This is a genomic window from Nostoc sp., from assembly GCF_036917135.1.
Lineage (GTDB): Bacteria > Cyanobacteriota > Cyanobacteriia > Cyanobacteriales > Nostocaceae > Nostoc.
This window is the reverse complement of record NZ_JBALEA010000025.1, coordinates 73,880-100,163: the sequence shown is the minus strand read 5'-3', so window position 1 is coordinate 100,163 and position 26,284 is coordinate 73,880. Positions and strand designations below refer to the sequence as shown.

Sequence of the window (26,284 nt, the reverse complement as noted above, 5' to 3'; positions counted from 1 at the left end):
GCTGAAGTTAATAATTTGCTCTAAATCAGGCTTTCCCATAAATTATGCCAGAGCAGTTTTCCATCATTGAGGTTCCCCTAGACGCTCCTGATGCTGATGAAGATTTAGGAACAAAACAAAAGTTCTGGTTTCGCCATCAGTATTTAGGTCGTTGTCTTTACAAGAAAGCTAGACCAAACACAGGAGAAGACTGGGCAGAAAAGATTGCAGCTCAGTTGTGTGAGTTGCTGGGTTTACCACATACTGATTATGAATTAGCGACATTTAATGGGGAAAATGGCATTGTTTCACCCTCATTTTTGCCGCCTCAACAAGGTGCAATTCTCATCCTTGGTAATGAAATTCTGGCTAGGATAGTATCCAATTATCCACAAAATTCTAAAGACCTATCCCAACACACAATAGATAATGTATTCAATGCTATCGGAGATGCTTCACTAAATTTGCCCATCGACTGGACACCACCAGAGGGAATTAGTAATGCGACGGAAACTTTTGTTGGGTATTTACTTTTGGATGCTTGGATTGGAAATAGCGATCGACACCATGAAAATTGGGCACTCATAAGTTTACAAGAGAAGATTTATCTAGCACCAACTTATGACCATGCCTCCTGTCTCGGTAGGAACGAGTCTGATTATAAAAGGAAAAGTAGGCTAACCACAAAAGACGCTGGCTTCTCTCTCCAAGCCTATGTAGAAAGATGCAATTCTGCCTTGTATGCTAGAGTTGATGATAAAAGAACCCTCAAGACTTTTAATGCATTTTGTGAAGCGCAACAACGGTATCCAGATGCAGCCAGGGTGTGGTTAAATAATTTAGCAAGGGTGTCAAGCAATGATACGTTAGAGCTTTTTGAGCGTATTCCATCTAATCGCATATCGCAAACAGCAATTGAATTTGCACAAAAGATATTGGAGTTAAATCAAAGTAAGCTGCTGGACACCCTACGATGAAAACACTTTTTTTAGCTTGGCAAGATCCTAAAAGTCGCGCTTGGCTTCCCATTGGTCGCTTAACATTTGACGGAAAAAAATATAAGTTTGTATATACGCAAGGTGCTGTTAAAGCTCAAGCTGAACATAATTTTCAGCTATTGTATTCCTTCCCAGAGTTGAACATAGAATACGCATCAATTGAACTATTCCCCCTGTTTTCTAATCGATTAATGCGACGCTCTCGCCCTGACTATAAAGATTATATTGAATCGCTAAATATTCCAGAAGGACAAGACGATCCAGTTAGCATTCTTTCTCGGAGTGGTGGGCGCAAAGTAACAGATTATTTTGAAGTTTTTCCCTGTCCAGAACCAGATGAAAATGGTTTATACCGCATCCATTTTTTTGCACATGGACTGCGGCATCTTCCTGCTTGTGCAACTGAGCGAATTAATCAATTACAAACGGGTGAACTGTTACATTTAGCTAACGAATTTCAAAATCCCTATGACCCGCGTGCATTGCTCTTATGCACTGAGGATCATCACATCGTAGGTTATTGCCCTCGGTATATTGTGGATGATGTTTTTAAACTCAAGAACAAAAATTCCGAACTAGAAGTACATGTTGAGCGCGTTAACCCAGTACCAACTACTCTCCAACTACGTTTATTGTGCAATATGACCGCAGAATGGCATGAAGATTTTCGTCCATTTTCTAGCCAGGAGTATCAGCCTGTGGTGGCTGATATCCCAGTGGCTTATGCTAATTCCTAGAGTTGATGTGTGGCTAGAAAAGCTTCGACTTCAGCAGTTGTTGGTTGAGAAGCGATCGCACCTGGTTTAATGGTAGTCAGTGCCCCAACAGCACTGGCATAAGTGACAATGCGTTTTGCGGTTTCGGCATCCCGCAAGCCGTGGATGCCATGCTGACTCAGTTGGTTGATGAATCCTGCCAAAAAGCTATCTCCTGCACCAGTTGTATCAACTACAGGGATGGAAAATGAGGGTAACTTGCCTTCATTCTCACCCAAACAATAAGTGCAACCGTTTTCCCCATCTGTCACCAGTACCCCTTCAATTGAAGCTAGACGGTAAGTGATGGCTCCGGGATCTGCGGTTTCAAATAGCCATTCAGCTTCTTCTTTGGAGAGTTTAAGAAAATCGACACGCTTAAATAATTCTGGAATTTTTTGATGAGCGATGTTTGGCTCATCCCAAAATACAGGACGCCAGTTGACATCCAGCACAATCTTCAAGTCATAACGTTCTGCTAACTCTAGAGCGCGGTGAATTGCCTCTTCACTTTCAGGATAGGCTAATTCCAAAGTACCCAAAACCAGAAAATCTGCTTCTTGAAACAGCGAATCTGACAATTGTTTAGCTTGCAGGTGAGTATCGGCAAATTCTGCGGTGTCATACTGACCAAATCCGGCGAAGGTGCGATCGCCAGCCAGATCCCGTGTAACATAAACTTGCCGCGTTGGTGCTGTGGGATGGCGTTGTACCCCCGTCGTATCTACACCTACATCTTGTAATAGCTTTACCAGTGCATTCCCTGGTTCATCTTCGCCAACGGCTCCGATAAATCCTGCTGAAGTTCCCAGCTTGACTAAAGCACAAGCTACGTTAGCTGGTGCCCCTCCTGGATAGGGAGTCCAGGATTTCACTTCTTCCAGCTTTAGTCCTAATTGATCGGCTAAACAATCAAACAAAATTTCACCAAGGCATAAAACACGGGGATTGCTCATCTCATTTTCAATTTTAGATTTCGATTTGGGATTAGGAATTTACAGTATAAAATCTACAATAATTTTTGCTAATCTGTCGCCAGTTCTTCATAGAATTAAATAGCAATTTTTACTACTTATATAGTATGTATATGCTTCTAATCTCACTTTTTCTAGCTAAGTGCTTAGACGATATATTTCCTTTTAATAGCTATAATTATTACTTTAAATGTTGCGTGATTTATATTCATACCAACATGAAATCCAAAGAAAATATTGACAATCGTATAACTGCTAATAGTTGAAACCCCTACCAACAGAAGAATCTTCTAGAATTAGAAAGAGCGATTAAGTACATATACCAAGGGAGGATAGAAATAGTTATGGCTGGTGGCAAGTCTGAGACCCCCGTTAGTCTGTCAGACAGAGAACTGCAAATTATCGACCTAGTGGCCGCTGGCTTAACTAACCAAGAAATTGCAGGAAAACTGGAGATTAGCAAGCGTACAGTTGATAACCATATCAGTAATATTCTCACCAAGACCCAGACAGAAAATCGAGTAGCTCTTGTCCGATGGGCTTTACAGTGGGGCAAAGTCTGTTTGAATGATGTGAATTGCTGTCTTCTGCCTAACCAGATCGAATAAACAATTTACTAGTAGCAGCGTAACTGCTCTGAACTGGTATAATTGCAAGCCGATTTTGAAGTTGACTAATTGTTCCCCTGCTCACGCCTAAGTTTTCAGTGTGAACACTCTACCAAAAGTTCCGAGTCCTTCACTCAGCCAGGGTTTATGTTAGTGGAACCAGCTGACCCTCGGACTCGGAAACTATCAATATCAAAATTACTTTCCAAATTGAGCAGAACAAGACTGGGGACTGGGAGAATGCCCCATACTTCGGCTACGCTCAGTACAAGTGCCCAATGCCCAATGCCCACTTGCCCTGAGCGAAGCCGTTCGCGTAGCGTCTCGTAGAGAAGGGATGCCCCATGCCCAAACTAAATAATCATCCACAAAAATTAGCAACAATTCAGTGGTGCAAGCGTTACATTTGAAAGAAATCTATGTTGCCCCATCAGCTTTGGGAGGAGTGTTGCAATGAATACTTCCGCTTCTTTTTTGGGTAGCTCGTCTCCCTTTGAATTTTTTAACTTTGATTTTACAATACCTGTATCTGAGAAAGTTCCGAATGTTGAAGACCGATTTTCAGACTTTCCGCAACCTACACAAGATACCGACTTACTCAAACAGCTATCGTTTATTCCAGGGTTGAAAGAAATTTTGATGCTGCGACAGGTTCACGCCTTAGAACACGCGACTGTTTGGGTTCTTAGCGAATCAAAAAGCGCTTATGCTGCCACAGGAGAACCCACTAACGTTCAACTAGATAATGAACTATTAGGCGGTTTGTCTACTGAGCAGGGATTCTACCTTTATGGTGACGTAAATATTAGTAATTTGCGGGCTGCTGTCGCACTTGCTCGACATCGCATCACCAGTGGAGAATGGGATTTGGCTGTACATCCCCGTTGTGGCACAAATTTATCAGTAGCAATGCTCTTAACAGCTGGACTAGCTGTAGGTGTGCATCTATTGCTACCATTTCGACCAATCGAGCAACTTATAGGTTTGGGTTTAGCGGCGACGACAGCCGCCGAACTCGCACCTAATTTAGGTTCTATGGCACAGCGTTATCTAACAACTGCCATTCCTTTTAACCTAGCAATTGAAAATATTACCCGCACACGCGACGTTTGGGGACGTGAGGCACATTTTGTGAAAGTGGGCTGGCAAGAATGAACAGAGTAAGGAAGCAGAGGGGCAGAGGAAAATAACCAATTCCCAATGCCCCAATCTAAAAAAAATTATGAGAAAACTTTACTTCTTACTACCTGGTACAGATGGCAAATTTGCCTGTGGCGGTCTTTGGGCAGAACTAAAAGCACTTAATTTAGTTCAGCATATTTGTAGTGCTGATGTTGTAACTTACCGTCAACGCGAAAAAGATCAGCTTTTTCTTGACGATTTGCTAAAAGAGAAAAATTTAAGTGATGTAATTTTTGTGATCAGTTGGGGATTTGATATAGCTCAACTCGTGGCTAAACTAAAGCAATACAATGTCGTTTACCATGCACATAGTGCAGGTTATCCATTTAGACTACCTGCGAGTATTCCCATCATCACTGTTAGCCGTTATACAATGGGATATTGGGGAGAGAAATCACCCAATTCTCTGATTTATTATTTGCCCAATCAAATTTCTGATGAGTTTCAAAATTTAGGTCTAGAACGGGATATTGATGTTTTAGTTCAGGCTCGAAAGTCTTCTGAGTATTTAATTAAAGAATTGATTCCAGCGTTGCAAAAACGTTGTAAAGTATTAGTTGTTGATTCATACATAGAGGATTTACCTGGACTATTCAACCGAGCTAAGATTTACCTCTATGATTCGGCTGAGTACTGGGCACAACAGCGCGTTAGTGAAGGATTTGGTCTGCAACCAATGGAAGCTCTTGCCTGTGGCTGCCAGGTATTTTCTAGTGTTAACGGTGGACTGGCTGATTACTTAGATCCGGGATTTAATTGCTATAAAATTGCTGGATATTCTCAAGAATATGATGTCCAACGTATTATGAAGGTGATTGATTCTTCAGTAGTGTTTAGTTTATCTGAAGAGTTTTTAGTTGAGCATCGAACTGAAAATATTATTCAGCGTTTTCAAGTTATTCTGGATGAGTTAAATGAGTTTTTTGACCATAAAATTCAACAGCAATCTAATATTAAGGATTTGACGAGAATACGTCTGGCTAAATTACTCGCTCAGAGGATATACGGGAAACTGGGGAAGAAATACTTTAACTTGAAATAGGGACTTCCAAATAAAAAAATATTCAATTATTTATTGTGGGGTGGGCATCTTGCCCGCCTTTGGTTACGCTCATGTTGCCCACCCCACAAGATTGGATAATTTATTTCTGGGAAATTCCATACACGAATCGCTCTAGGTGCTGAGAATATAGAAACAAGTGAGGAAATTGAATGAATCGGCGGTTATTAGTTACAGGGGGTGCGGGGTTTATTGGGGCGAATTTTGTCCATCATTGGTGTCAGGTTTATCCAAATGATCGGGTGGTGGTGTTGGATGCGCTTACCTACGCGGGGAATCGTCTGAATTTGGGGCTGGTTGATGGTGGAAAGAATTTTCGGTTTGTGCAGGGGGATATTTGCGATCGCACCATCATAGACGAGCTATTATCAACGGAAAATATTGATACCATCGCCCATTTTGCTGCTGAATCTCATGTTGATCGTTCGATTCTGGGGCCGGCGGCTTTCGTGCAAACTAATGTAGTGGGAACTTTCACCCTGCTTGAAGCTTTTCGGCAACATTGGGAGACAAAAGCACAGCCATCTGATTATCGTTTTTTACACGTTTCTACTGATGAAGTCTACGGTAGTTTGGGCGCAGATGATGCAGCTTTTTGTGAAACTACACCCTACGCTCCCAATAGTCCCTATTCAGCCTCGAAAGCTGGTAGCGATCATTTAGTGCGTGCTTATTATCATACTTATAAACTTCCAACCATTATCACAAATTGTTCTAATAATTACGGCCCTTATCAGTTTCCCGAAAAACTAATTCCTCTGATGTGTATCAACACTTTGATCGGAAAACCATTACCTGTTTATGGCGATGGTAAAAATGTGCGCGATTGGCTTTATGTAGGCGATCATTGTCTGGCTCTGGATGTGGTAATTAATCATGGTAAACCAGGAGAAACATATAATATTGGTGGCAATAATGAGGTGGAAAATATTAACCTCGTGCAACTTTTATGTCAAATGATGGATGAATTAGCACCTGATTTACCAGTACGTCCAGCCAAGCAGTTGATTAATTTTGTCAAGGATAGACAGGGACACGATCGCAGATATGCAATTAATGCGAATAAGATTAAAACTGAGCTTGGTTGGACACCTTCAGTAACAATTGCTGAGGGTTTACGTTTAACTGTTGAATGGTATCTCAATCATCGTGATTGGTGGGAACCTCTGCTGTCTGCGGAATATCAAGCTTACTATCGCAAAAATTATCTGTAGAATGACCGAAAAATGGGACTAACTTTCACAAGTAATGGTCTGAAATTTTTATAGGGAACTAATTTGTCATAATGTAAGTGACCAAGAATTATGCCTGGATGTCTATTTTGATTTTGAGCAAATTCTTCAATTGCTTTACGAGAAAAGACTTTTTTATTCCTAATAATAAATTCATTGATGGTTTGAACTGGACGCCCCATAATTTCTGCTAAATCTTTCTGTGTCCAGCCACGGGCTTCTAATTCTCGACTTAAAATTTTTCCTGGTGTTGGTACTCTTGCTGGTACTAGCTTTTGGCTCATATTGCTGTCTCCCCTGCTGACTCAAGTTAGTGGTAGTCTTCGATATCGATTATTGTGAGAGCGACAACGCGCAAGGATGCTAACAAAGCGCCGGAATCGTTGTCTTCTGCATATTCCTGAAACATCTCAGTCAAATAATCGTCGATTTCTTCTGGGTGTTTGCGGCAATACTCTTCTTCAAATTCATCGAGTGTTCTAAATTTTCTCACGGCTTAGGTACTCCTTGTTCAATAAATTTTCAGGCTCCCACAGTTTATCTAGATAATGACTATCCTTGAATATAAGGGAATCACATCAACGTAAATTGCCAGCAGGTGTTAAGATGCTGCAACCAGAACAGATATTACAAGACCGTTATCAAATTCAACGTCAACTCGGTAACAATGGAATTCGTCAAACTTGGCAAGCATTGGATTTACAAGCCTCTGATGGCAAAAATTCGACTGTTGTGGTCAAACTTTTGGCCTTTGGTGGTACTGTGCAGTGGGACGATCTAAAACTTTTTGAGAGGGAAGCACAAATTCTTAAACAGCTAAATCATCCTCGCATCCCCCGATATATAGATTATTTTTGTATTGACGATCGCACACTGTGGTTTGCCTTAATACAAGAATATATCCCCGGTGAGTCGCTTAAGGATAAACTTGCTGTTGGCAAAAGGTTTAGTGAAAAACGAGCGAGGAAAATCGCTGGTGAGATTTTAAATATTCTCATATATCTACATGAGTTAAATCCAGGGGTGTTGCATAGAGATATTAAACCGAGTAATTTAATCTGGGGCGAAGATAATCGGATTTATTTAGTTGATTTTGGCGCAGTTCAGGATAAAGCGGCAAGAGAGGGCGTTACTTTTACCGTTGTGGGTACTTATGGTTATGCTCCAATGGAACAATTTGGTGGTCGAGCGGTTGCGGCTTCAGACCTCTATGCACTGGGAGCAACTTTGATTCATTTACTCACTGGAACTTCACCCTCTGATTTACCACAGCAGGATTTGCGACTGCAATTTACAGACCGAGTTAATCTCAGTCCCAGTTTTATCAGTTGGCTACAAAAGTTGATAGAACCCGCTCCCGAACAAAGATTTGCTAGTGCAAGCGTTGCGCTAAATGCTCTCAAATCGGGGCTGACTGTTAAATCTGCAAACAGGAATCAGCTTTTGCCGCTAAAAGAAATAATCAACAATTCTGGATGCGGGATAAATAATCACAATGAAACAGTCCCAGAGGAAATTCTCGGTTGGAATTGGGGCGCGTTTTTGATGCCTTGGTTGTGGATGTGGCCAAATCAAACGTGGTATGGACTATTCTGTTTTATACCCCAAGTTGGGTGTTTAATGGCGATCGCACTCGGTGCCAAAGGCAATGAATGGGCTTGGAAAAGTAGACGGTGGCGCAGTATTGAGCAATTTAAGGCGCATCAAAGAGGCTGGGCGATCGCTGGGATTCTCATTGGAGCGCCTATTAGTATTATGCTGTGGGTCGGCGCGATCGCTTTACTAAAATCGTCACTGTAAGGCAGTCTTTTGGATAAATATCAAGGGAAGGTTTTTTAGGCAAAGTATAAGGGTTCAACAAATGGTTCAAATTCTTCAAGGAAAAGATATCACCCTAACCCAACTGATTGATGAATTTGGCCTACAACTTGCAGACGAGGAAGATTTTTTTTCAGAATGGCGGCAAGATTTAGCTGAGTTGAGTGACTTAGAAAAGCAATCTCTCAACGAAGTCAAGGCAGAATATTTGCCTCTATCGAAATATCCTATTTTAGAACCTGTAGTCAAAATGGTGGTGCTATCTCCACTATTGCGTCTAGCAGGTTTTTATCAACCGCCTTTCTACATTGCCTCAGAACAAGAGGTAAAAATCTCTTCTGAAGACGAAGGCAGGATTATCAGAGGACGTATTGACATCTTGGTGTTGCATCCTCCATTTTGGGTTCTCGTTATTGAGGCAAAACGAGCAGATTATTCATTAGTGCCAGCAATTCCCCAAGCATTGGCTTATATGTTAGCAGATGCAACTTCGGCTAAACCTGTTTTTGGGTTTATCACCAATGGTAATGAATTTAGATTTATTAAGTTGACGAAGCAGGGTACACCGAGATATGCATTATCTTACACACTGTCAATGAATCGTGGAGATGACCTACATACTGTTGTCAAAGTGTTAAAACGCCTAGCTCATTTAATTCGTAATTCGTAATCTTGTAGGGTGCGTTATGCCCTTGGCTAACGCACCATCCCAATACTTTCGGTATTTTATGCGTAGGCGTAGCCCGTCGTAGACATCGCTACGCTAACACACCCTATCAACTCCATTTCTATCAATTAACTTGCGATTCAACTACACCCACGGGACAAGAAACATTTGTCCCTCCTAAACCACAATATCCATTGGGATTTTTAGCCAAGTATTGCTGATGATAAGCTTCAGCATAATAGAATTCCGGCGCATCCAAGATTTCTGTGGTAATCTTGCCATAACCTGCACCGTTGAGGGCTTGCTGATAAGCTGACCGCGATGCTTCTGCTAGCTGCTTTTGACTTTCGGAATATACATAAATTCCCGAACGGTATTGAGTGCCAGCATCATTACCTTGGCGCATCCCTTGGGTAGGATTGTGGCTTTCCCAAAAGACTTTGAGCAGTTCGGCGTAACTAATTACTTTGGGATCAAACACAACCAACACCACTTCATTGTGACCGGTTCGCCCACTACATACCTCTTCATAAGTGGGGTTGGGTGTTAAACCAGCAGCGTAACCGACTGCGGTGGTGTAAACTCCTTGAAGTTGCCAAAATTTGCGTTCTGCACCCCAAAAACAGCCCAAGCCAAAAATTACCTTCTCAAATCCATCGGGATAAGGGGGTTGTAAGGGATTCTTGTTGACATAATGAGCTGCGGGTACTGACATAGATTGTGCCCTTCCTGACAAAGCTTCGTCAGGTGTGGGCATAACTGCCTTTTTGCCAAATCCGAATAGTGCCATTGATTTTGACTCTGATATATATCTTTACCTTATTTACTATTGTAAAGATTCTGGCGATCGCTTGGGGTCTTCTTAGAATCATCATTGGACTGTGTTGATAGTTACAGATGTATCTCAGTGTTTGCTCTTTGACTGGTTAATGCTATTCATCAAAGAGGAAATTCGCATCAGCAGCTACTCATGGATAAAATACCGAAAATTGACCGTCAAAGGGAGCATCAAGCGAACGAACGTACTTTTCTGGCTTGGCTACGCACTTCTATTGCATTGATTGGCTTTGGTTTTGCGATCGCCCGATTTGGTATATTTCTGCGCCAGTTGAATCTTGCTATTACTCAACAACAACCTCCGGTACATCAATTATCCAACTCGGAAAATTTGGGTGTTGCTTTGGTAATTTTTGGAATTTCAACTATTGCGTTAGCTGCGTGGCGATACAACCAAATTTTCTGGCAAATTGAACGAGGCGACTATAGACCAAATAGGTTAATGGTTTGGATAATGACCGGAGTAGTAATTATTTTGGGAATTCTCAGTATTCCTTTGCTTTTAAGGCGTGATAAATTACCTTCTCGTTATTCTGTTCCAATTCAACCACAGTCGCGTCGCTTTGCTCCCAATTCAAAATTTAAAATCGTTCGACTGAACGCTCACGACAAGTCCAAAATTCAAAATTAATAATCCCCATTAATAAATTTAGGGGGTTGTATCCTTTTCTTTCTCGGTAACGAAATTTATATTAAAAATCACTACAGCAAAATGCTCAAAAATATCCTAGAATCAGAAATTAAGTGATTAATAAGTCATAAGATTTTTGAATTATTCGTGAATAACTAGATCCCCGACTTCTTCAAGAAATCGGGGATCTGAGGTTCTCAGAAGACTCAGAAATAACTGTCACACAGGCATTCACTAAGGGTAAAAGCGGCCCTAATTGCTCTTGTCCATTCACTGCTAAATCGCTATGACACAAATAAACTCTATCGGACACACGAGACAATAAATCTGTCAAAATTCTTCGTAGTCTTTGTTCTTCTGCTAATTTCTCATCTTCTGCTGTCCAAGGTTCGCCTAACCTGTCTCGCAGGAAAAACGGCGCACCGAACAAAGTCGCGGCACCACCTTTCGCCCATAGAGGTGAACCAGCATCTAGCCAAAAATGCCAACGGTGCGATCGCCTACTAGATCGATATTGAAATATAGTTGCTAAGGTGACAGCCTTTCTCACTCCACCAATGGGACGCACAGGGTAAGGGTTGGCGGTGATTGTACCACGTCGCAGTAGTTGAATAAATTCAATAATAGTTGTGTACGGCGTTGTCTCAACTGGGGCAATTTGTCGTAATCTGGTGTCAATTTCCCAGTAGTGTTGGGCGGTTTCTAATAATTCGCGCAGCGCTGCTAGTTGTTCGTAGGGAAGATTACTACCATTCCACAAAAAGCGTTGAATTGCTCTGTCTAACAGAGAAATGGGGCTAGGAATTAAACGTAGTTCTTGTTGCGATCGCTGCTGTTCTAACCACTGCAATATCTCATTATAAGCTGTAGTCGCTGCATAGCCGATTCGATCCCAGCGCTCAAAAGTTGATACTGGTAGCAAGTTCGGACGATCGGGATGGGGTACAAAGCAGTAATCTGCAATCAAACCAGCACGTACCGGATCAATATTTGTAGAGACGCGATTCATCGCGTCTGTAGAGTTTTCTGGTAGTTGTTGTTTCCTACTCAAGACAACTAGCATTTCTGCCACAGCATCCCGATCTACCAAGCGTCCCAAGCCGGGATAAACTAGTGCTAGGATGGTGAGTAAGGCGCGAATCACGGGTGAACTAATTAGGGGACGTTGGTCATTGAGCGATTCTACTTGGATATTTTGCTTGATGAGGATTTCTACTAGAGTATAACGAGCGATCGCATCTAAACCTGGTGCAATAATTGCTACTTCTTCTGGTTGCACTTGTTGAGATTGGATAGCATTAGCAATTACCTCTGCTGTTTGCCGCAATAATTGGGCGCGGGAGGTGGTTTGAATTGAATGCACTATTTCAGGTAAACTCAACAGTACCATCGGTTCTGTGACTAATTCCACCATCTGTTTAGTCAGTTCCTCACCCAGAGACTCAGGAGGCGTCCCGGTCAAGATTTCTACCCGACAACGCTTTGCTAACCCTTCTAGATAGTTGGGATCTGCTCCCAATCCCAATCGCACTGCACCATCAGGATTGTAGCTAAACGCGCCAACTGCACCTTGATCTAATAGCAATTCAAACAAGAGACGCGCTACGCTAGGATAGTCATCGACATCATCCGCCAGTACCGCCTGATAGCGTTTAGCTAGGTGCTGCTGGTAATTGCGATCGTTTAATAAATGCTGACTATAAAGTTCAGTAATAATCCCATAAGTTAGTAACCCCCTCTCTAAACACCAGTTACGCCAATCTAGGAGCAAAGATGCTAAAAATTCCGGCTCTAAAGTTGTGGTATTTTCCCCCAAACCTCTTGCCAAAATCTGGGCAATATCTTCGCAAGGTACACCACTGTAAGCCGCTAATTGCAACAAGTCTAGGATGCGACGCACCAGGCGAGACTCATTCACACCCGCAAGACGTAAAATTTCTTCGTCTAATTGGGAACGCCAGAGTTTAGTTGCTAATTCTTGTTCTGTTTCTGGTCGCAACCTTACAGGAAACTGTGCCTTTAGGTTCAACGAGTTAATTAGCAACGGCCAAAATAAAATAACTTCATCCTGAAAAAAACCTAGTGGTGTCTTCGCCCGAACCGGATATTTCCCGAAGGTAGATGTAACAATAATATCTCCCAATTCTCGACGATTATCATCATTGGCAGCTAAGACTAAAACTCCCGGCTCTGTTTGCTTAAGATCGGAAAATTCGCCGACATGACTACTTTTTTTATTTGCTGATTTTTTAGTATAAAATGATTCAATATATTTATTTTCCGATTTTACCCAATTACAAAATTGCTCAACCAAGCGAGCCGTCTTACCACTGCGACTAGTGCCAACAATCCAAACCGAATGAGAAACCACAAACTTTCCCCTTGTAGATTTGCTAGTATACCTCGTGCGTTAACTTAAGGTTAATAGTCACCAAATAATGCTGGATGATTGTCTGCAATGAAAAACTCTGTTTTTAGCCAAAAAATCTATTCTTTCTTACTTGCTGCTTATCGATGGTACTTACAGACTCCTGAACGTTCTTTAGATGAGGCTTACGATGCAGCATTAAAGATTCAGGAAATAGAAAACAAACATTTTAATGGTAATAAAATAGACACTGACTCAGCCACATACAGTAACAGTGTGATGGATTATTTTCAGTCAGACCTCAACAAGCTATTAAAAGTTGCGAGGATGCGGCTTACCGAGTTGAAAGCAAGCCGTTGGTTTCTAAATGAAGAAGATCAAAAAGCTGCCGAGAAAGCAGGTATAGAGTATTTAAGTCCTTCTTTGGTTTTAGAAAAGCTAAACTTTATCGATCAAGTTATATCCAAATACACAACAATTTCTGATCAAACAACTTCCAAAGCTTTAGTAGTTAGACCTCCAAATCTACCAGTTAACTCTGTGATGTCTGACGACGAATCGCTGCTCGTCAATACTCCAACATTGCCACCCAAAATACCCAATCAAGACTCGGATAAAAAACTAAAAGTTCAGCGTAAAACCGATACAATTGGTGTTTTGCCCCGTTCTATTTTAAGTACTATCAGTCGTTTGCAAGTTGAACTAGACCCGAATGCTGAACAAGAGGTAATTCAGAATTTTCGTCAGACTCAAAGAAGAACAATAATATCTATCAGGTTTATTTTACTATTAATTATCGTACCACTTTTAACGCATCAGATAGCAAAAGCTTTCGTAGTCGGCCCAATTATTGATCGGTCTAGAAACGCAGAGCAAATGCAGATATTCCTCAATTCCGAAATGGAAGAGGAAGCCCTTGGAGAATTAGAAAGATTTGAAGAAAAGCTCAAGTTTCAAAATCTCATTATCAAAGCCCCTCCACTGTTACCTGAGCAGCTGGAAACTGAAATGAAAAATAAGGCTATAGAGCTTGCTGAAGAATTTCGTCACGAAAGCTCTGGTGCGATCAAAAATGTTTTTGCAGATATTTTCTCGGTGGGTGCTTTTATCTGGTTGTTGTTAGTCAGCAAGTCTTCTATTGCGGTGCTAAAAGATTTCTTTGATAATATTGTCTATGGACTTAGTGATAGTGCCAAGGCATTTATCATCATTTTGTTCACTGATATCTTTGTAGGTTTCCACTCTCCTCACGGCTGGGAAGTACTTCTAGAAGGTGTATCACGCCATTGGGGATTACCAGCAAATAGAGATTTTATCTTCTTATTTATTGCCACCTTTCCAGTGATTTTAGATACCATTTTCAAATATTGGATATTCCGATATTTGAATCGGATATCGCCTTCTGCCGTTGCTACTTATCGTAATATGAATGAATAGGTATTGGGCATTGGGGATTGGGGACTGGGGACTGGGGATTAGGCATTGGGAATTGGGCATTGGGCATTGGGGAAAAATTTTGTGTTGTGAAATATTAAATTATCCTCTCTCTGTGTTCTCTGCGCGGCAGTCGCTCATGGGGGAAACCCCCAAGACCGCGCTGCCTTGTCTCTGTGGTTCGTTTATTTGGATAATTTATTTCTTGGAAATCCCTAAAATTATCGCCATCAGCTTACCTGTAGTTTTGTCAGTTTTACTGGTGCGAATGCAATCCTTGGCACATCGAGAACTCATTTCGCCAGAATGTCAGGTGAAAAAATGGGATATACCAGTATCCTTGACTGCTGAAAATCAAGATGCATTTTCACAAAAGCAAAAAGCACCATTAATTCACAGACTACCAGTTACTTGTTGTCAAGGTGATGCCTCTTGTTTAGATGAAGTTCTCTATGGACAAATACCAGATAAAAAAGCACTGATAAGTGCGATCGCTCACAGTCTCCAATACCTGCAAACAGCTAATGCGGCGGCTGCTTATGAAAACTATCCAGTAGCTGGGATTACGCGCGATCGCGTCTTCAATAGCTTGAAAAGATTCCGCGAACTTCTATTAAAAACTAATTCTGCCACAGAATTACATCAAGCCATCGAACGAGAATTTGTTCTTTACCAATCAGTGGGTAAAGATCGCAAAGGTTCCGTTTTATTCACCGCCTATTATGAGCCACTTTACGCAGCCAGTCGCGTCCCCACAACAGAATACCGCTATCCTGTTTATCGCTTACCTCCCGATTTCAACTCCTGGACTAAACCTCATCCCACACGCCAAGAATTGGAAGGAGTAGATGGTTTGCAAAGCGCAAAAGGAAAATTACGAGGATCAGAGTTGTTTTGGTTTAGCGATCGCCTCGAACCATATCTAGCTCAAATTGAAGGTTCGGCGAGACTTCAGCTTCCCGATGGTACTCAAACAACAATCGGCTATGCAGGTAATACCGCTTATACCTACAAAAGCATTGGCCGACAATTAGTGAATGATGGCAAATTACCTCTAGAAGGTATAACTCTGCCAATTATTCTCGACTATTTCCAAAAGCATCCCCAAGAATTAAATATTTATATACCGCGCGATCGCAGCTTTGTTTTTTTTCAAGAAAACCACGGCGAACCAGCCCAAGGTTCTATCAATGTACCATTAACAGCAGAGCGTTCTATTGCTACAGATAAATCCCTCATGCCTCCTGGTGCTTTAGCGTTGATTCGCGCTTCCATTCCCTTTGTTAATCCTACCGGAAAAATGGAAGAGCGCATCGTTAGCCGCTATGTTCTTGACCAAGATACCGGAGGCGCAATTAAAGGCGCAGGTAGAGTAGATTATTTTTTAGGTACTGGGAAAATAGCAGGCGATCGCGCTGGTGTGACAGTCAGCAATGGCCAATTATTTTATCTATTACTCAAGTCCAAAAATTAAACACATCTAATTTGCATATTAAAGTTCTCTCAATATCTTGTGGGGTGGGCAACATGAGCGCCCTGACTATGCAACTTGAATACCGATTAGCTTAGTAGTCTGTAAAGTTTAAATTGATGGGTAAGCAAGTTCGTAGTAGGGACTTTAGTCCTTATTTTCTAAGCACTAAAGTGCTTACTACAAACACTCAAAACCAACTTGACAAAGTACTAGGCTTCTAAATCCATATCAGCATCGTCATCGTCATGATCATAAGGGATATCATCAAGGTCGATCATTTCCGAAATTTCTTCTACTTCAGTTAGATACTCAGATTCTTGATGTTCACGCTCAATTAGACGACCAGTTGACTTTAGCCATTCCAAAAGAATAAACTCATTACTTGTACGAATTACAGGCGCTCGCTGGTTACGAGGTTCTTCACGCAAAGGACTTGTAGGCATAAAAAAAACTCACTTTGAATTATTGTACATTAAAGTTAAAAGTCTTGTGATACAAGACTTTTCTGAAAAGATGAAATATGAACTATTGAGCTTTTGGTCTCAAATGCATCTAGTTACCTACCATTAAAATGTCTCCGCATTAGTCCTAATAATCAATATTCAAGCGGATGCAATATTACAAAGTATTTGGTAACTTGGCGAGAGTTTCATACATATCAGAAGGCAATGCAGACAATCTGTTCGCTACAGCTACTGCATCAGCTAAGTTACTAAATTGACACCTGACTATATCCTGTCCATTTCCTGAAGGGAATCGCTTCCTAGCTTTGTTAGATACAGCACAAATAATCGCTAAAGCTTTGGCGAACCCATCTTTTGTCAATATTGTTTCTTGAGCGAATCCTTCAACAGGGATAAGGCAAACCTCAAACCGATAGCCCGGTCTGGGAGAAACAGCTATATCGATATATGGTTTATCTTCTTTTCTGATTCGGCGTAAATATTTGGCTGTCAAATTAGTATCATGCAAATCAGTCCCAAGGGCGTAGGTAAAGAAGCAATCTTCTGTGAGAGACTCAGGACGAGTAATTATATCCGTGGGCATAAGTTCAAGTAGTATCCGTATGTTGTCTGGGTTTGTGACACACTAGACTTGTCCGTTCTTCTTAGCACATTTTTTGACAGTTAGATGTATCAGTGTCACACGATGTATTCCAATACAGTTCAGCTAACTAAAATTTCAATTTTTGGAATGCTGAAGACTCTTGTTTCTAAAGGTATTAGCTCTATTAACTTTGAGACTATGACCCATCCGTTGGATATTTCTTAACGCCTGAATAGCGGTTACTTCTTCAGCATCAGTTTCCATTTATACAACGGCAAATCCCCTCTTTTTGCCACATTTCTAATTTTTAGACACCAAACTAATAATTATAACATATTTGATAGGTTAAATTAAAAAAAATTATAACCGATAGATATTTGGTAAAAAGTCACAAAAAATGTATTAATTCTGACTTTTAAGCCAAGAAAAGGATAAATACTGATTGCGATCGCATCATCTCATAAAGTCAGGCTGTTCTTGCTGCCAAACACCACGTAGCTTTGTCCTCCACCTGAAGCGGCCTTGGGTGCGCCAATAATTAGATCGTCAATGCCGTCGCCGTTGATGTCTCCAGCACTGCTGACTGATGTACCCAGGGAGTTAGTAGCTTTGCCGATCAAAAACTATCTTGTTTTTAACAGATGAATAAATCGAGAATCGCTATAAATAAAACCCCAGGATTGTAAATATAATCCTGAGGCGGAATTTTCATATCCTTGTCAACATCTTTTCACAAACTGTGAAATAGGGTGTTACTGAATTAAGAGTATGAATTTTGTTTCGTGCAAACGAGCAAAAACAAAGGTTTCAAGGGTTTAACTTGGAAATTCCATACTTAAATTCAGCAATACCCCTGATGGCTGTTAAAGTCTACGAACAGAATTAACAGCTATTATCCGATAGTGTGCTAGGTCAATTTATGAACCTAATTGCAAGGATAAGTACCTAAAACAGTATTTACCCAAGTATTTAAAACACACCTTTAGACACAGTTTTAATGGGAGCGGGAAGAGGAGCATATCCAAGAGATTTAGCTAAAGTATCCCCAGCTGTTCCAAAAGCAGAGTCGATCAAGGTTTTAATACCAGTGGTAGCATCTGAGTAAAATAGCAAATAACTTGCTGTGGAAATAGGATAAGCAGCTGCACGGGTTGGATCGTTCAAATTGTCAATTCTAATCAGCTTGTTATTACTACCGTATTTGACGACAGTCCCACCTAGAATAGCCTCTGTAATTGCATCTGTTGAGGGAGCAATGTAATTACCTGCCTTGTTAGCTAAAACTGCGGCAGTTAGACCTTTAGATGAACGTGTAGCACTATCCACATAACCAATTGCACCTTTAGTACTTGCGATCGCAGTGGCTACACCACCACCACCAGTAGCGCCAACGAAAGTGCTTGGCCAAGCAACAGTTTTACCCGCTCCTAGATTCCACACATAAGCTGCTGGAAGCCCTGGAGTCCCAGCAGTCTTACATGCAGTATTGAGATGAGTGGTTAAAACAAAAGTGCTACCACTTGAGTCACTACGATGTACAACTTTGATGGGTACGTTGAGTGCTATTTGGCGACCGTTATCGGCAGCAATGCTGGGAGCGTTCCAATTTGTGATGCTACCGTTCAAAATACCACAGTAACTAGCTCGTGAAAGCTTAATTCCACCTGCTGGTACACTAAGACCAGTAGCGTTATAAGCTAATGTGATTCCAACACCGATCACAGGTACTTGGACGTAACCACGACCGCCACTAACTTTTTCTGTTCCTGCTACAGGGTCGTCACTAGCTGCAAAAGTGATTGGCCCAGGAGTACCTGCTGGTGGGGTTTGAGTTAAAAAAGCTGTTAACCCTGCGCCACTACCAACTGGAGAATATGTGTATGTGAAGGTCGGAGGGACTGTTTTTAGACCTGTAAACAAAGCATTTACAGTGCTTGCACCTGCACCATTACCTACTGTGGTTTGGGCTAGAGATTTCTGAGCAGCAGATTGACCTACTACTAAACCAGTTGCTATGGCAAGTACAGAAATTGAACTTGCCAAATAGGTCAACTTGCGATCGCGATAAAAAACCATATCAAGCTCCTTGAAATTAATTAATTGGAGATTACAAACAACCTTGTATAAGCAAAATGAATTTGCATAACAATGGTTGTTGATAAATCAAAAGTTCCCACAAAATTCTGAAGAATGTAGAGCAAATCTAAGGCAAAACCTTAAAGATTTAGAGGGCGTTAAGCTATTACTAATTCACGCTGTTACATGATGATTTGCTACTTGAAATCTCTACATTCACAAAGTAAGTTTATATAAATAAACATTTACTGGCTTTGGTATAAGGGAGTAGTTGCTAGGTACTATGAATCATGCATCAATTCCCATCCTTAGTCTCTTATTCCTTTTTAAAAAGCCATGTTTAAATTTATCCACTTACTTATTTTGGATGGCATTTTTATCTGAATTATGAAAACCAGTTTATCTCATGCAGATGTGTAGCAATTTGCTACGATCTACCGCTAAGGTGCGAAGTAAAGAAAGTGGGTATTTCACATCACAAATCTTTTAGGACTGCTATGAATAATAGCTGTCAAATTCTGCCAACGAAATCAACAGTATAATGTCAAGGTAAAGCTCAAGTCATGATTACATTATGGAATGATTAAAAAACTTAAATATATTTCTGGAATTTAGAGGTGTTTGAAAAGTAGTTTTTTTGCGTATTTTATTATTCCGCCAGAGTAAAATCGAAATTTTGGCTGAGTATGTGGTTTTGCTGATTAAGATTTTTTAGAGGTTTTAATGAGTATTTAATAGAATTTACTAAATACATCAGTTTACTTGACAAAAAGCACACTATCTGAACTTATTTTAAATCGAAACTTAACGGCTATTTCTGCCAAAATTGTGAATTTTTCACTGTTTTTTGTGTTTTTCACGACGTCAAAAAAAATAAATAGTGGTTTATGCTACATAACGAAATCATTAATCGTCCCATTCACGTTATTGACTCAGTGCTAGTACGGCTTTTGTGGTGTAGATAGAAAGAGGCTTTCTGCCTCCTTTTCAAATAGGGTTATACCAACATCTAAGGCATTTTCTCACTAATGCCTAGTTCAATGCGCTAATTTTTTTAGTGTGCGAGTTGGTAAACTATACCAATTTTTAGATCAGAATATGCTCAATACGCAGACTAAAGTTGTAGCAACATCTTGTAGTTCACGGGGTTAAACCCAACACTACAAGATATTGAGGCACTGGTTTCCCAAACTATATGTGTAGCAGCAATCATTTTTCAAATTGGTATTAATCGTGAGTCGCAGCCATCACAAAATCCGTTAGGGACTGACAAATAAAAAAACATCCCAAATTTTTTGTGGGATGGGTGGGGACACCCATCCCAGATTTAGAGCGCTCATGTTGCCCAGCCCACAAAATGGATAATTTATTTCTTGTCAGTCCCTTAGAACTAGCTACGATTCCGTCTCCACTAAACTTTTTTGAGGTATTCAACAATCAACATGATTAACCTGTACAAACAACACCAGAGCAAAAATCGGGTATTGATTTTAACTTCCCTAACTGTTTTGGCCTCTTCATTAGTACTACCCTTCCAACAAGCCTTTGCTGGAACATTGACTACTGTTGTAAATTTCAACGGCACCAACGGAGCTACGCCAACAGCTGGTGTACTTGCGAATACGAAGGATAAACTTCTTTATGGAACCACTTCTGCTGGTGGTACTTCTGGTAATGGAACTGCATTCAAGTTAAGTCCTACCGCTACTTTCACTACTCTGACCACACTGATAAACTTCACCGGAGCATCTGGAATCAACAAAGGGACTAATCCAGTCGCTAGATTATTTCAAGCAGCCGATGGCAATTTATATGGGGCAAGCTTTACAGGTGGCACGAGTAATCTCGGCACTCTGTTTAAGTTGGCAGAAACAACTTATACAACCCTGACAACTCTTGTGAATTTCACAGGTGCTAGTGGGATCAATCAAGGGGCCAATCCAGCAGGCCGACTGATTGCAGACAATGCTGATGCCAATGTATTGTGGGGGACAAGCTCTACAGGTGGGGCTAATAATAAAGGAACTGTATTCAAGGTTCCCACCACTGGCGGTACACTCACCACCGTTGTGAGCTTCAACGGTACTAATGGAGCAACTCCATTAGCAAGATTGCTATCGGCTACCGATAAAAACTACTACGGCACAGCCTATGCCGGCGGAACAAGTGGTCAAGGAGTTGTGTTCAAGTTAACTCCCGCAGGAGTACTGACTTCATATAGCTTTAGTGGCGCTAATGGGGCAAATCCCCAGGCTGCATTAATTGAATCTAGTGGATTCCTCTACGGCACGACTAAAGTGGGTGGAGCTAACAATAAGGGAGCTATATTTAAGGTTCCCATCGGTGGCGGTACACCTGTTTTAGTTGCTAGTTTTAATGGCACTAATGGGGCTAACCCAACAGCTGCACTCATAAAAGCAAGCAATGGTAACTTCTATGGCACAGCTTCTGCTGGTGGGGCAAATAACAAAGGAGTTATCTATCAGCTGACTGGGGCAACCATCACCAACTTAATTAGTTTTAATGGCACTAACGGGGCAACACCACAGTCCACGCTAATTCAGCTCTCAAGTGGTGACTTATACGGTACAGCTTCTTTTGGCGGTAGTTCTAATTTAGGAACTGTGTTTAAGTTTGTACCTTAGTCTGAAATCTAATTTGTGTGTAGAAAAATGGTAATCGTTCAAATTTGGGTTTTACCATTTTTCTACAATAATCAAAATCTCTTTGAGTATATTCACAAATATCCAGTCTATAGAGAGCCACTCAAAGAGCGATGTCTCTTGACAAGTCTCCGGTTCAGGGGTGCTGTGATGTTAGCGGATAGCTAAGGTTGAGCCAGTGCTGAGTTAGTCCATAGATAGATTTAGGGGATTGAAGTAAGGATGCATTATTTCTTGTGGCACTTGACCTCGAAATAAATATGTATTTCTTTTCATGTCTGAAGGCGATCGCATTCAGACTTTCTTTGTGCTGAGTTGGTCTCATTTTACTCGGCACTGGTTACAACATTCAATGTCAGTCGCTCATCAGGGAAACCTTTAAGATCGCGTTGGCTCACCTCTACACGTCTACGCCAAACTGCAATAATTTATAGCACTTAGCCTAAAATCCCCGTGAGGTAAGGAAAGTTAAGGCTTGGAAGTTAGTTTATCAAAGCTAAATGTATGAGAAGATTCTCAAATTCCAGAAGGACTCTAGCAGTTCAATATCGAGATTTGCAATCCGGCCTCTCAAATCAGAGATATTGAGTTTTATATAAATCTTAATATTATGTTAACTTAACTTCATAATAATGTAGAACTCTAGTACAAGCTCATAATTTGATTAATAATGATGTTAAACCATGTTAAATTGTAGTAACTGTAAAATTTGATAAAACATAAATTATAGTACACCATAGGAAAATTAGCAAATGTCTAGACAAGGTTCTCACGAGAGAAACTTTTTCAAAGCTTTAACTGGTAGTGCGGCGAAAGAATCTCATAAGTTCAGACAGGGTTTTAAATCATGTCTGACTATTCTGGTTGAATCTGTACCTTTTTTGATTGCTTGTGCTGTATTCGTTAGCGTCATCAGCCTAAAAAGTCCGATCCTGCTGTTTTGTTTACTAGTTGGTAGTTTAATTGCAGTTATCACCCAGCAAATTGGGCAGCAGTTGAATTTACCAAGGCGATCGCTAATATTATTACAAATTTTAGCAGCAGCGATCCTTCTCAGTTTATATTGGTTAGACTGTTTTGCAGCCCCCGCACAAGCACAGTTTTTTGGGGAAGCTGAAAAGTTCTTCAAAAAAACCTTACAAGATGGTTCAGGAGCCAATGCTGGTGGTAGCGACACAGCAGTAAGTTTGATATTTAATGTGTTGCGGGCGATTTACTTACTCTATATTGCCATCTCTCTAGTTGGTGTGATTAACGCAGTGCGTAAAGATGAAGATTGGCAAAGCATTGCCAGAACTCCCCTATTAGTGGTTGTTGCTGTTACCATTGCTGATGTACTCACACGCTTTGTAATTGGCGATAGCAGTAAATAATTCAAATATTTCAAATGTCTCAAGAGCGGGAACAAGAATTTCGTCCAGTAAATCAGGTTCTGGGAAGCCAACCTTCGTTAGGACCAATTCCTGCCGATCAAATTCTTCCTTGGACGGTAATTGCCCTAGCCTCCTATTTTATGATTAATGGGATTTTTGGGGGTCTTTTCCAAGAAGAGTTTCAAAAATGGTTGTGGACAGTACTAATTACCGGTTGGGGAATAGGAACTTGGTGGATTTTAACTGGTGGTAGGAGTTGGAGTTTTTTAAGTAAATTTATCGGCGTTCCCGCTTGGACAAGAGGCTTTGCTCGTTATCAAAGCTTACTGGAAGTTAACCATGAAGCAAAAAATCGGAAAACAAAGCGTCGGCATCGCCGGAAGTGAAAATAGATTAACACCATTTGAAGATGCCTTGCACTTGGCAACAATGCTGCGTGTGGCAATGAATGGACGTGATATTGGCGCTTACCTTTTGACAAAAGGCACTCAAAAAGATCGGTTCTGCTTTGTTTTTGGTTTTGATTGTAAGGGAATTCATACCACCTTAAGACCTGAACAAATAGATACACTTTTTAATAACATTGAAGCCGGATTAAAAGACATCCCTAGCGGTGAAAGAATGACACTGCACTTGGGTTCTTTTAGTTCAGATAAAGAGCGCCAAAAAGAATTAGCAACACTAATAAAAAATGCGCCATCACGAGACATTAAATATTTGTTGATGGCGGAAAGAGCCAGAGTCAAAGAACTAACTATTTCTGGGATTCGGAAGCCTAAATTTTTGCGGATTTATGTAACTTACACCATTGAATCCAACTCCCAACATGGAGATGATTGGATAGAAAAGCTTTTAGTCAAAGCTGAATCGTGGTGGTTGAAGTTCAAAGGTGAACTCTCAGAAGTAGAAAACCAACGCATTGAAAGCCTGATGTCAAATGCTTACAAACAGGGTTTTCTCCGTTGGGAACAAATTTTATCTAACCAAATGGGCTTGGATGTCAAGCCTTTAAAAGCTGATGAACTCTGGGGAGAAGTCTGGAGAAGGTTTAATGATACAGATCCAATAGATATTCCCCAGTTAATGACTTTAGATGAACAAGGACTGCATGAGCAAGTTAATTCAGATTTAGCTAGTACTAAATTGCTGATAGAGAATATCCACGGCACAACTTTGCTGATGGAATCTAGTGTACCTTGTGCCGATCGCCGTTGGGTTAATGTTAACAATCGTTATATTGGCGCACTGTCATTTCTGGAAAAACCCGGCGGTTGGACTAATAAATCTACCCAACTGCGCTATTTATGGGAACTTTTGGCCAGAGAAACAGTAGTAGATACAGAGATTTTTTGTGAGTTGACTGCTGCAAATCCAGCAATGGTAAAAACTACTCTGCAACGAGTGCTGAAGCAGTCAAATATGACCACAATTATGGCTCAAGAAAAAAGTAAAACTATTGATGTCAATGCTCAATTAAAGTTAAAGAAATCGGTAGCAGCCCAAGAACAATTATTTGAAGGTGCAGTCCCGATTTATACGAGTGTTGTCATTTTAGTACATCGTCCAACTGTCGAGAAATTAGATGAGGCCACAAGATATATTGAAAACTGTTTTCAACGTCCAGCTAGGGTAATTAGGGAAACTGAATATGCTTGGAAAATTTGGCTGCAAACTCTACCGATAGTTTGGGAAGGTTTATTAGCAACCCCCTTCAACCGTCGCCAGCTATATTTAACCAGTGAAGTTCCGGGATTAATGCCTTTAGTTTTAACTAAACGGGGTGATAAACAAGGCTTTGAGTTGATTGCTGAAGAAGGCGGAACACCCGTACATTTAGATTTATTTAATCAACACAAAAATTTAGCTTTGTTTGCGACAACTCGTGCTGGTAAATCGGTGTTGGTGTCAGGAATTTTAACTCAAGCTTTGGCGCATGGGATTCCAGTTGTGGCCTTAGATTTCCCTAAACCTGATGGGACCTCTACTTTCACTGATTACACAGAGTTTATGGGGGCAAATGGAGCCTATTTTGATATTTCCAAACAATCGAATAACTTATTTGAACAGCCAGATTTACGATCGCTAGAACCAGAACAACAGCGCGATCGCTTCAACGATTATACTGCCTTCCTAGAATCAGCGTTAATGACAATGGTTTTAGGATCATCTACCGAAAGTCAGATTTTATCGCAAACCGTGCGATCGCTACTCAACCTCGCTTTAGAAGCCTTCTTTGCAGATGAGGGCATCAAAGAGCGATATCGACAGGCGATGGCGGGAGGATTTGGCACTCATGCTTGGCAGAAAACCCCTACCTTAAAAGATTTTCTCTTTTTCTGCTCACCAGAACACTTACAGCTAAGTTCCTTAAGTGGCAGAGTTGAAGACGGTCTGAGTCAAATTCAGCTGCGCTTGCGATTTTGGCTTTCTAGCCGCGTGGGACAAGCCATTTCTGCACCATCTAGCTTTCCTACCGATGCCCAACTTTTAGTTTTTGCTCTCAGAAACCTATCAGATAGCGAAGATGCCGCCGTACTATCATTGAGTGCATATTCAGCAGCATTGCGACGCGCATTAAGTAGTCCCGCTTCCATCTTCTTTATCGATGAAGCGCCAATTCTATTTGAATTCGAGCAAATTTCCGACTTAGTTGGCAGAATTTGTGCGAACGGTGCTAAAGCCGGCATCAGAGTCATCTTATCAGGACAAGATCCTGATACCATTGCCAAATCGAAAGCTGCATCTAAAATTTTGCAAAACCTGACAACACGATTGATTGGACGCATTCAGCCAGTTGCAGTGGATAGTTTTGCAGACATCTTGAAATATCCCCGCCAAGTTATTTCTCGTAATGCTTCAGAAAGCTTTTTTCCTCGGAAAGAAGGCATTTATAGCCAATGGCTGCTAGATGATAACGGTATTTATACATTCTGTCGTTATTATCCAGGTTACGAACAATTGGCAGCAGTTGCTAATAACCCCTCTGAACAAACTGCACGTAGTAAAATGATGCAGTCTCACGGCAATAAATATGAAGCAATTTCTGCATTTGCACGTCAGTTAGTGGCGACTCTACGTAGTAGTTAATCAGGTTCTGTAAGCAGCTAA

25 protein-coding genes are annotated in these 26,284 nt (G+C 40.9%); 15 read left to right on the top strand and 10 right to left on the bottom strand.

Going from position 1 to position 26,284, the window contains the following annotated elements:
- The first annotated feature begins 44 nt into the window (after positions 1–44).
- Together V7K50_RS07250 and V7K50_RS07245 are read left to right on the top strand one after the other, a co-directional pair.
- A complete protein-coding gene (locus V7K50_RS07250; protein WP_334958566.1) occupies positions 45–956 on the top strand; it encodes a HipA-like protein in 912 nt (303 codons plus the stop codon).
- The gene (locus V7K50_RS07245; protein WP_334958564.1) at positions 953–1,714 is read left to right on the top strand and encodes an HIRAN domain-containing protein; all 762 of its coding nucleotides are present in this window, start codon (positions 953–955) and stop codon (positions 1,712–1,714) included. Before V7K50_RS07250 ends, V7K50_RS07245 begins: the two co-directional genes overlap by 4 nt.
- Here the strand turns inward: V7K50_RS07245 and V7K50_RS07240 are convergent.
- A complete protein-coding gene (locus V7K50_RS07240) occupies positions 1,711–2,688 on the bottom strand; it encodes a carbohydrate kinase family protein (RefSeq protein WP_334958562.1) in 978 nt (325 codons plus the stop codon). The two genes, V7K50_RS07245 and V7K50_RS07240, sit on opposite strands and share 4 nt — an antisense overlap.
- Positions 2,689–3,050: 362 nt before the next feature.
- Between V7K50_RS07240 and V7K50_RS07235 the strand changes: the two genes are divergently transcribed.
- The 4 genes from V7K50_RS07235 to rfbB all read left to right on the top strand — a co-directional run bounded on the left by V7K50_RS07235 (position 3,051) and on the right by rfbB (position 6,770).
- The gene (locus tag V7K50_RS07235) at positions 3,051–3,314 is read left to right on the top strand and encodes a helix-turn-helix domain-containing protein (protein ID WP_334958560.1); all 264 of its coding nucleotides are present in this window, start codon (positions 3,051–3,053) and stop codon (positions 3,312–3,314) included.
- A gap of 453 nt (positions 3,315–3,767) precedes the next feature.
- Positions 3,768–4,469 carry a DUF6391 domain-containing protein gene (locus tag V7K50_RS07230; protein WP_334958558.1) on the top strand — a complete coding sequence of 234 codons (702 nt, stop codon included), beginning with the start codon at positions 3,768–3,770 and terminating at the stop codon, positions 4,467–4,469.
- A gap of 67 nt (positions 4,470–4,536) precedes the next feature.
- Positions 4,537–5,538 carry a glycosyltransferase gene (locus tag V7K50_RS07225; RefSeq protein ID WP_334958556.1) on the top strand — a complete coding sequence of 334 codons (1,002 nt, stop codon included), beginning with the start codon at positions 4,537–4,539 and terminating at the stop codon, positions 5,536–5,538.
- Positions 5,539–5,708: 170 nt separating this feature from the next.
- On the top strand, positions 5,709–6,770 hold the full coding sequence (gene rfbB, locus V7K50_RS07220; protein WP_334958554.1) for a dTDP-glucose 4,6-dehydratase: 1,062 nt from the start codon (positions 5,709–5,711) through the stop codon (positions 6,768–6,770).
- Here rfbB and V7K50_RS07215 read toward each other — a convergent pair.
- Complete coding sequence (locus tag V7K50_RS07215) at positions 6,761–7,072, bottom strand: helix-turn-helix transcriptional regulator (RefSeq protein WP_334958552.1); 312 nt, start codon at positions 7,070–7,072, stop codon at positions 6,761–6,763. The genes rfbB and V7K50_RS07215 overlap by 10 nt on opposite strands.
- A gap of 26 nt (positions 7,073–7,098) precedes the next feature.
- Positions 7,099–7,281, bottom strand: coding sequence for a hypothetical protein (locus V7K50_RS07210; protein ID WP_334958550.1), 183 nt, complete (start codon positions 7,279–7,281; stop codon positions 7,099–7,101).
- 113 nt (positions 7,282–7,394) lie between these two features.
- On the opposite strand from V7K50_RS07210, the gene V7K50_RS07205 reads away from it, so the two are divergent.
- Positions 7,395–8,588, top strand: a complete 1,194-nt coding sequence (locus V7K50_RS07205; protein ID WP_334958548.1) for a serine/threonine protein kinase — start codon at positions 7,395–7,397, stop codon at positions 8,586–8,588.
- 61 nt (positions 8,589–8,649) lie between these two features.
- Positions 8,650–9,276, top strand: a complete 627-nt coding sequence (locus V7K50_RS07200; RefSeq protein ID WP_334958546.1) for a type I restriction enzyme HsdR N-terminal domain-containing protein — start codon at positions 8,650–8,652, stop codon at positions 9,274–9,276.
- A gap of 121 nt (positions 9,277–9,397) precedes the next feature.
- Here V7K50_RS07200 and msrA read toward each other — a convergent pair whose 3' ends face one another.
- Complete coding sequence (gene msrA / locus V7K50_RS07195) at positions 9,398–10,063, bottom strand: peptide-methionine (S)-S-oxide reductase MsrA (protein WP_334958544.1); 666 nt, start codon at positions 10,061–10,063, stop codon at positions 9,398–9,400.
- Positions 10,064–10,243: 180 nt separating this feature from the next.
- Here msrA and V7K50_RS07190 point away from each other — a divergent pair, with 180 nt between their 5' ends.
- Positions 10,244–10,741 carry a YidH family protein gene (locus V7K50_RS07190; RefSeq protein ID WP_334958541.1) on the top strand — a complete coding sequence of 166 codons (498 nt, stop codon included), beginning with the start codon at positions 10,244–10,246 and terminating at the stop codon, positions 10,739–10,741.
- Positions 10,742–10,913: 172 nt separating this feature from the next.
- Here V7K50_RS07190 and V7K50_RS07185 read toward each other — a convergent pair whose 3' ends face one another.
- A complete protein-coding gene (locus V7K50_RS07185) occupies positions 10,914–13,112 on the bottom strand; it encodes a recombinase family protein (RefSeq protein ID WP_334958540.1) in 2,199 nt (732 codons plus the stop codon).
- Positions 13,113–13,190: 78 nt separating this feature from the next.
- On the opposite strand from V7K50_RS07185, the gene V7K50_RS07180 reads away from it, so the two are divergent.
- Positions 13,191–14,546: a proton extrusion protein PcxA gene (locus V7K50_RS07180; RefSeq protein WP_334958538.1), complete on the top strand. Its 1,356-nt coding sequence runs from the start codon at positions 13,191–13,193 to the stop codon at positions 14,544–14,546.
- Between the two features lie 202 nt (positions 14,547–14,748).
- Positions 14,749–16,017 (top strand): murein transglycosylase A, encoded by a 1,269-nt coding sequence (gene mltA, locus V7K50_RS07175; protein ID WP_442944558.1) that lies wholly within the window; start codon positions 14,749–14,751, stop codon positions 16,015–16,017.
- A 209-nt stretch (positions 16,018–16,226) separates the two neighbouring features.
- Here the strand turns inward: mltA and V7K50_RS07170 are convergent, their stop codons facing one another.
- The 5 genes from V7K50_RS07170 to V7K50_RS07150 form a co-directional block, all read right to left on the bottom strand.
- On the bottom strand, positions 16,227–16,460 hold the full coding sequence (locus V7K50_RS07170; protein ID WP_334775704.1) for a DUF3134 domain-containing protein: 234 nt from the start codon (positions 16,458–16,460) through the stop codon (positions 16,227–16,229).
- Between the two features lie 175 nt (positions 16,461–16,635).
- On the bottom strand, positions 16,636–17,064 hold the full coding sequence (locus V7K50_RS07165; RefSeq protein ID WP_334958536.1) for a hypothetical protein: 429 nt from the start codon (positions 17,062–17,064) through the stop codon (positions 16,636–16,638).
- Positions 17,065–17,199: 135 nt separating this feature from the next.
- Entirely contained in the window at positions 17,200–17,328 is a 129-nt protein-coding gene (locus tag V7K50_RS07160; RefSeq protein WP_334958534.1) for a hypothetical protein, read from the bottom strand.
- Positions 17,329–17,522: 194 nt separating this feature from the next.
- A complete protein-coding gene (locus V7K50_RS07155) occupies positions 17,523–17,684 on the bottom strand; it encodes an integrin alpha (protein ID WP_334958533.1) in 162 nt (53 codons plus the stop codon).
- A gap of 349 nt (positions 17,685–18,033) precedes the next feature.
- Positions 18,034–19,140: a substrate-binding domain-containing protein gene (locus tag V7K50_RS07150; RefSeq protein WP_334958531.1), complete on the bottom strand. Its 1,107-nt coding sequence runs from the start codon at positions 19,138–19,140 to the stop codon at positions 18,034–18,036.
- Between the two features lie 1,442 nt (positions 19,141–20,582).
- Between V7K50_RS07150 and V7K50_RS07145 the strand changes: the two genes are divergently transcribed.
- The 4 genes from V7K50_RS07145 to V7K50_RS07130 all read left to right on the top strand — a co-directional run bounded on the left by V7K50_RS07145 (position 20,583) and on the right by V7K50_RS07130 (position 26,263).
- Positions 20,583–21,785, top strand: a complete 1,203-nt coding sequence (locus V7K50_RS07145; protein WP_334958529.1) for a choice-of-anchor tandem repeat GloVer-containing protein — start codon at positions 20,583–20,585, stop codon at positions 21,783–21,785.
- Between the two features lie 770 nt (positions 21,786–22,555).
- A complete protein-coding gene (locus V7K50_RS07140; protein ID WP_334958527.1) occupies positions 22,556–23,176 on the top strand; it encodes a hypothetical protein in 621 nt (206 codons plus the stop codon).
- Positions 23,177–23,190: 14 nt separating this feature from the next.
- A complete protein-coding gene (locus V7K50_RS07135) occupies positions 23,191–23,562 on the top strand; it encodes a hypothetical protein (RefSeq protein WP_334804042.1) in 372 nt (123 codons plus the stop codon).
- Entirely contained in the window at positions 23,516–26,263 is a 2,748-nt protein-coding gene (locus V7K50_RS07130) for a hypothetical protein (protein WP_334958525.1), read from the top strand. The genes V7K50_RS07135 and V7K50_RS07130 overlap by 47 nt, the downstream gene beginning before the upstream one ends.
- The last annotated feature ends 21 nt before the right edge of the window (positions 26,264–26,284 follow it).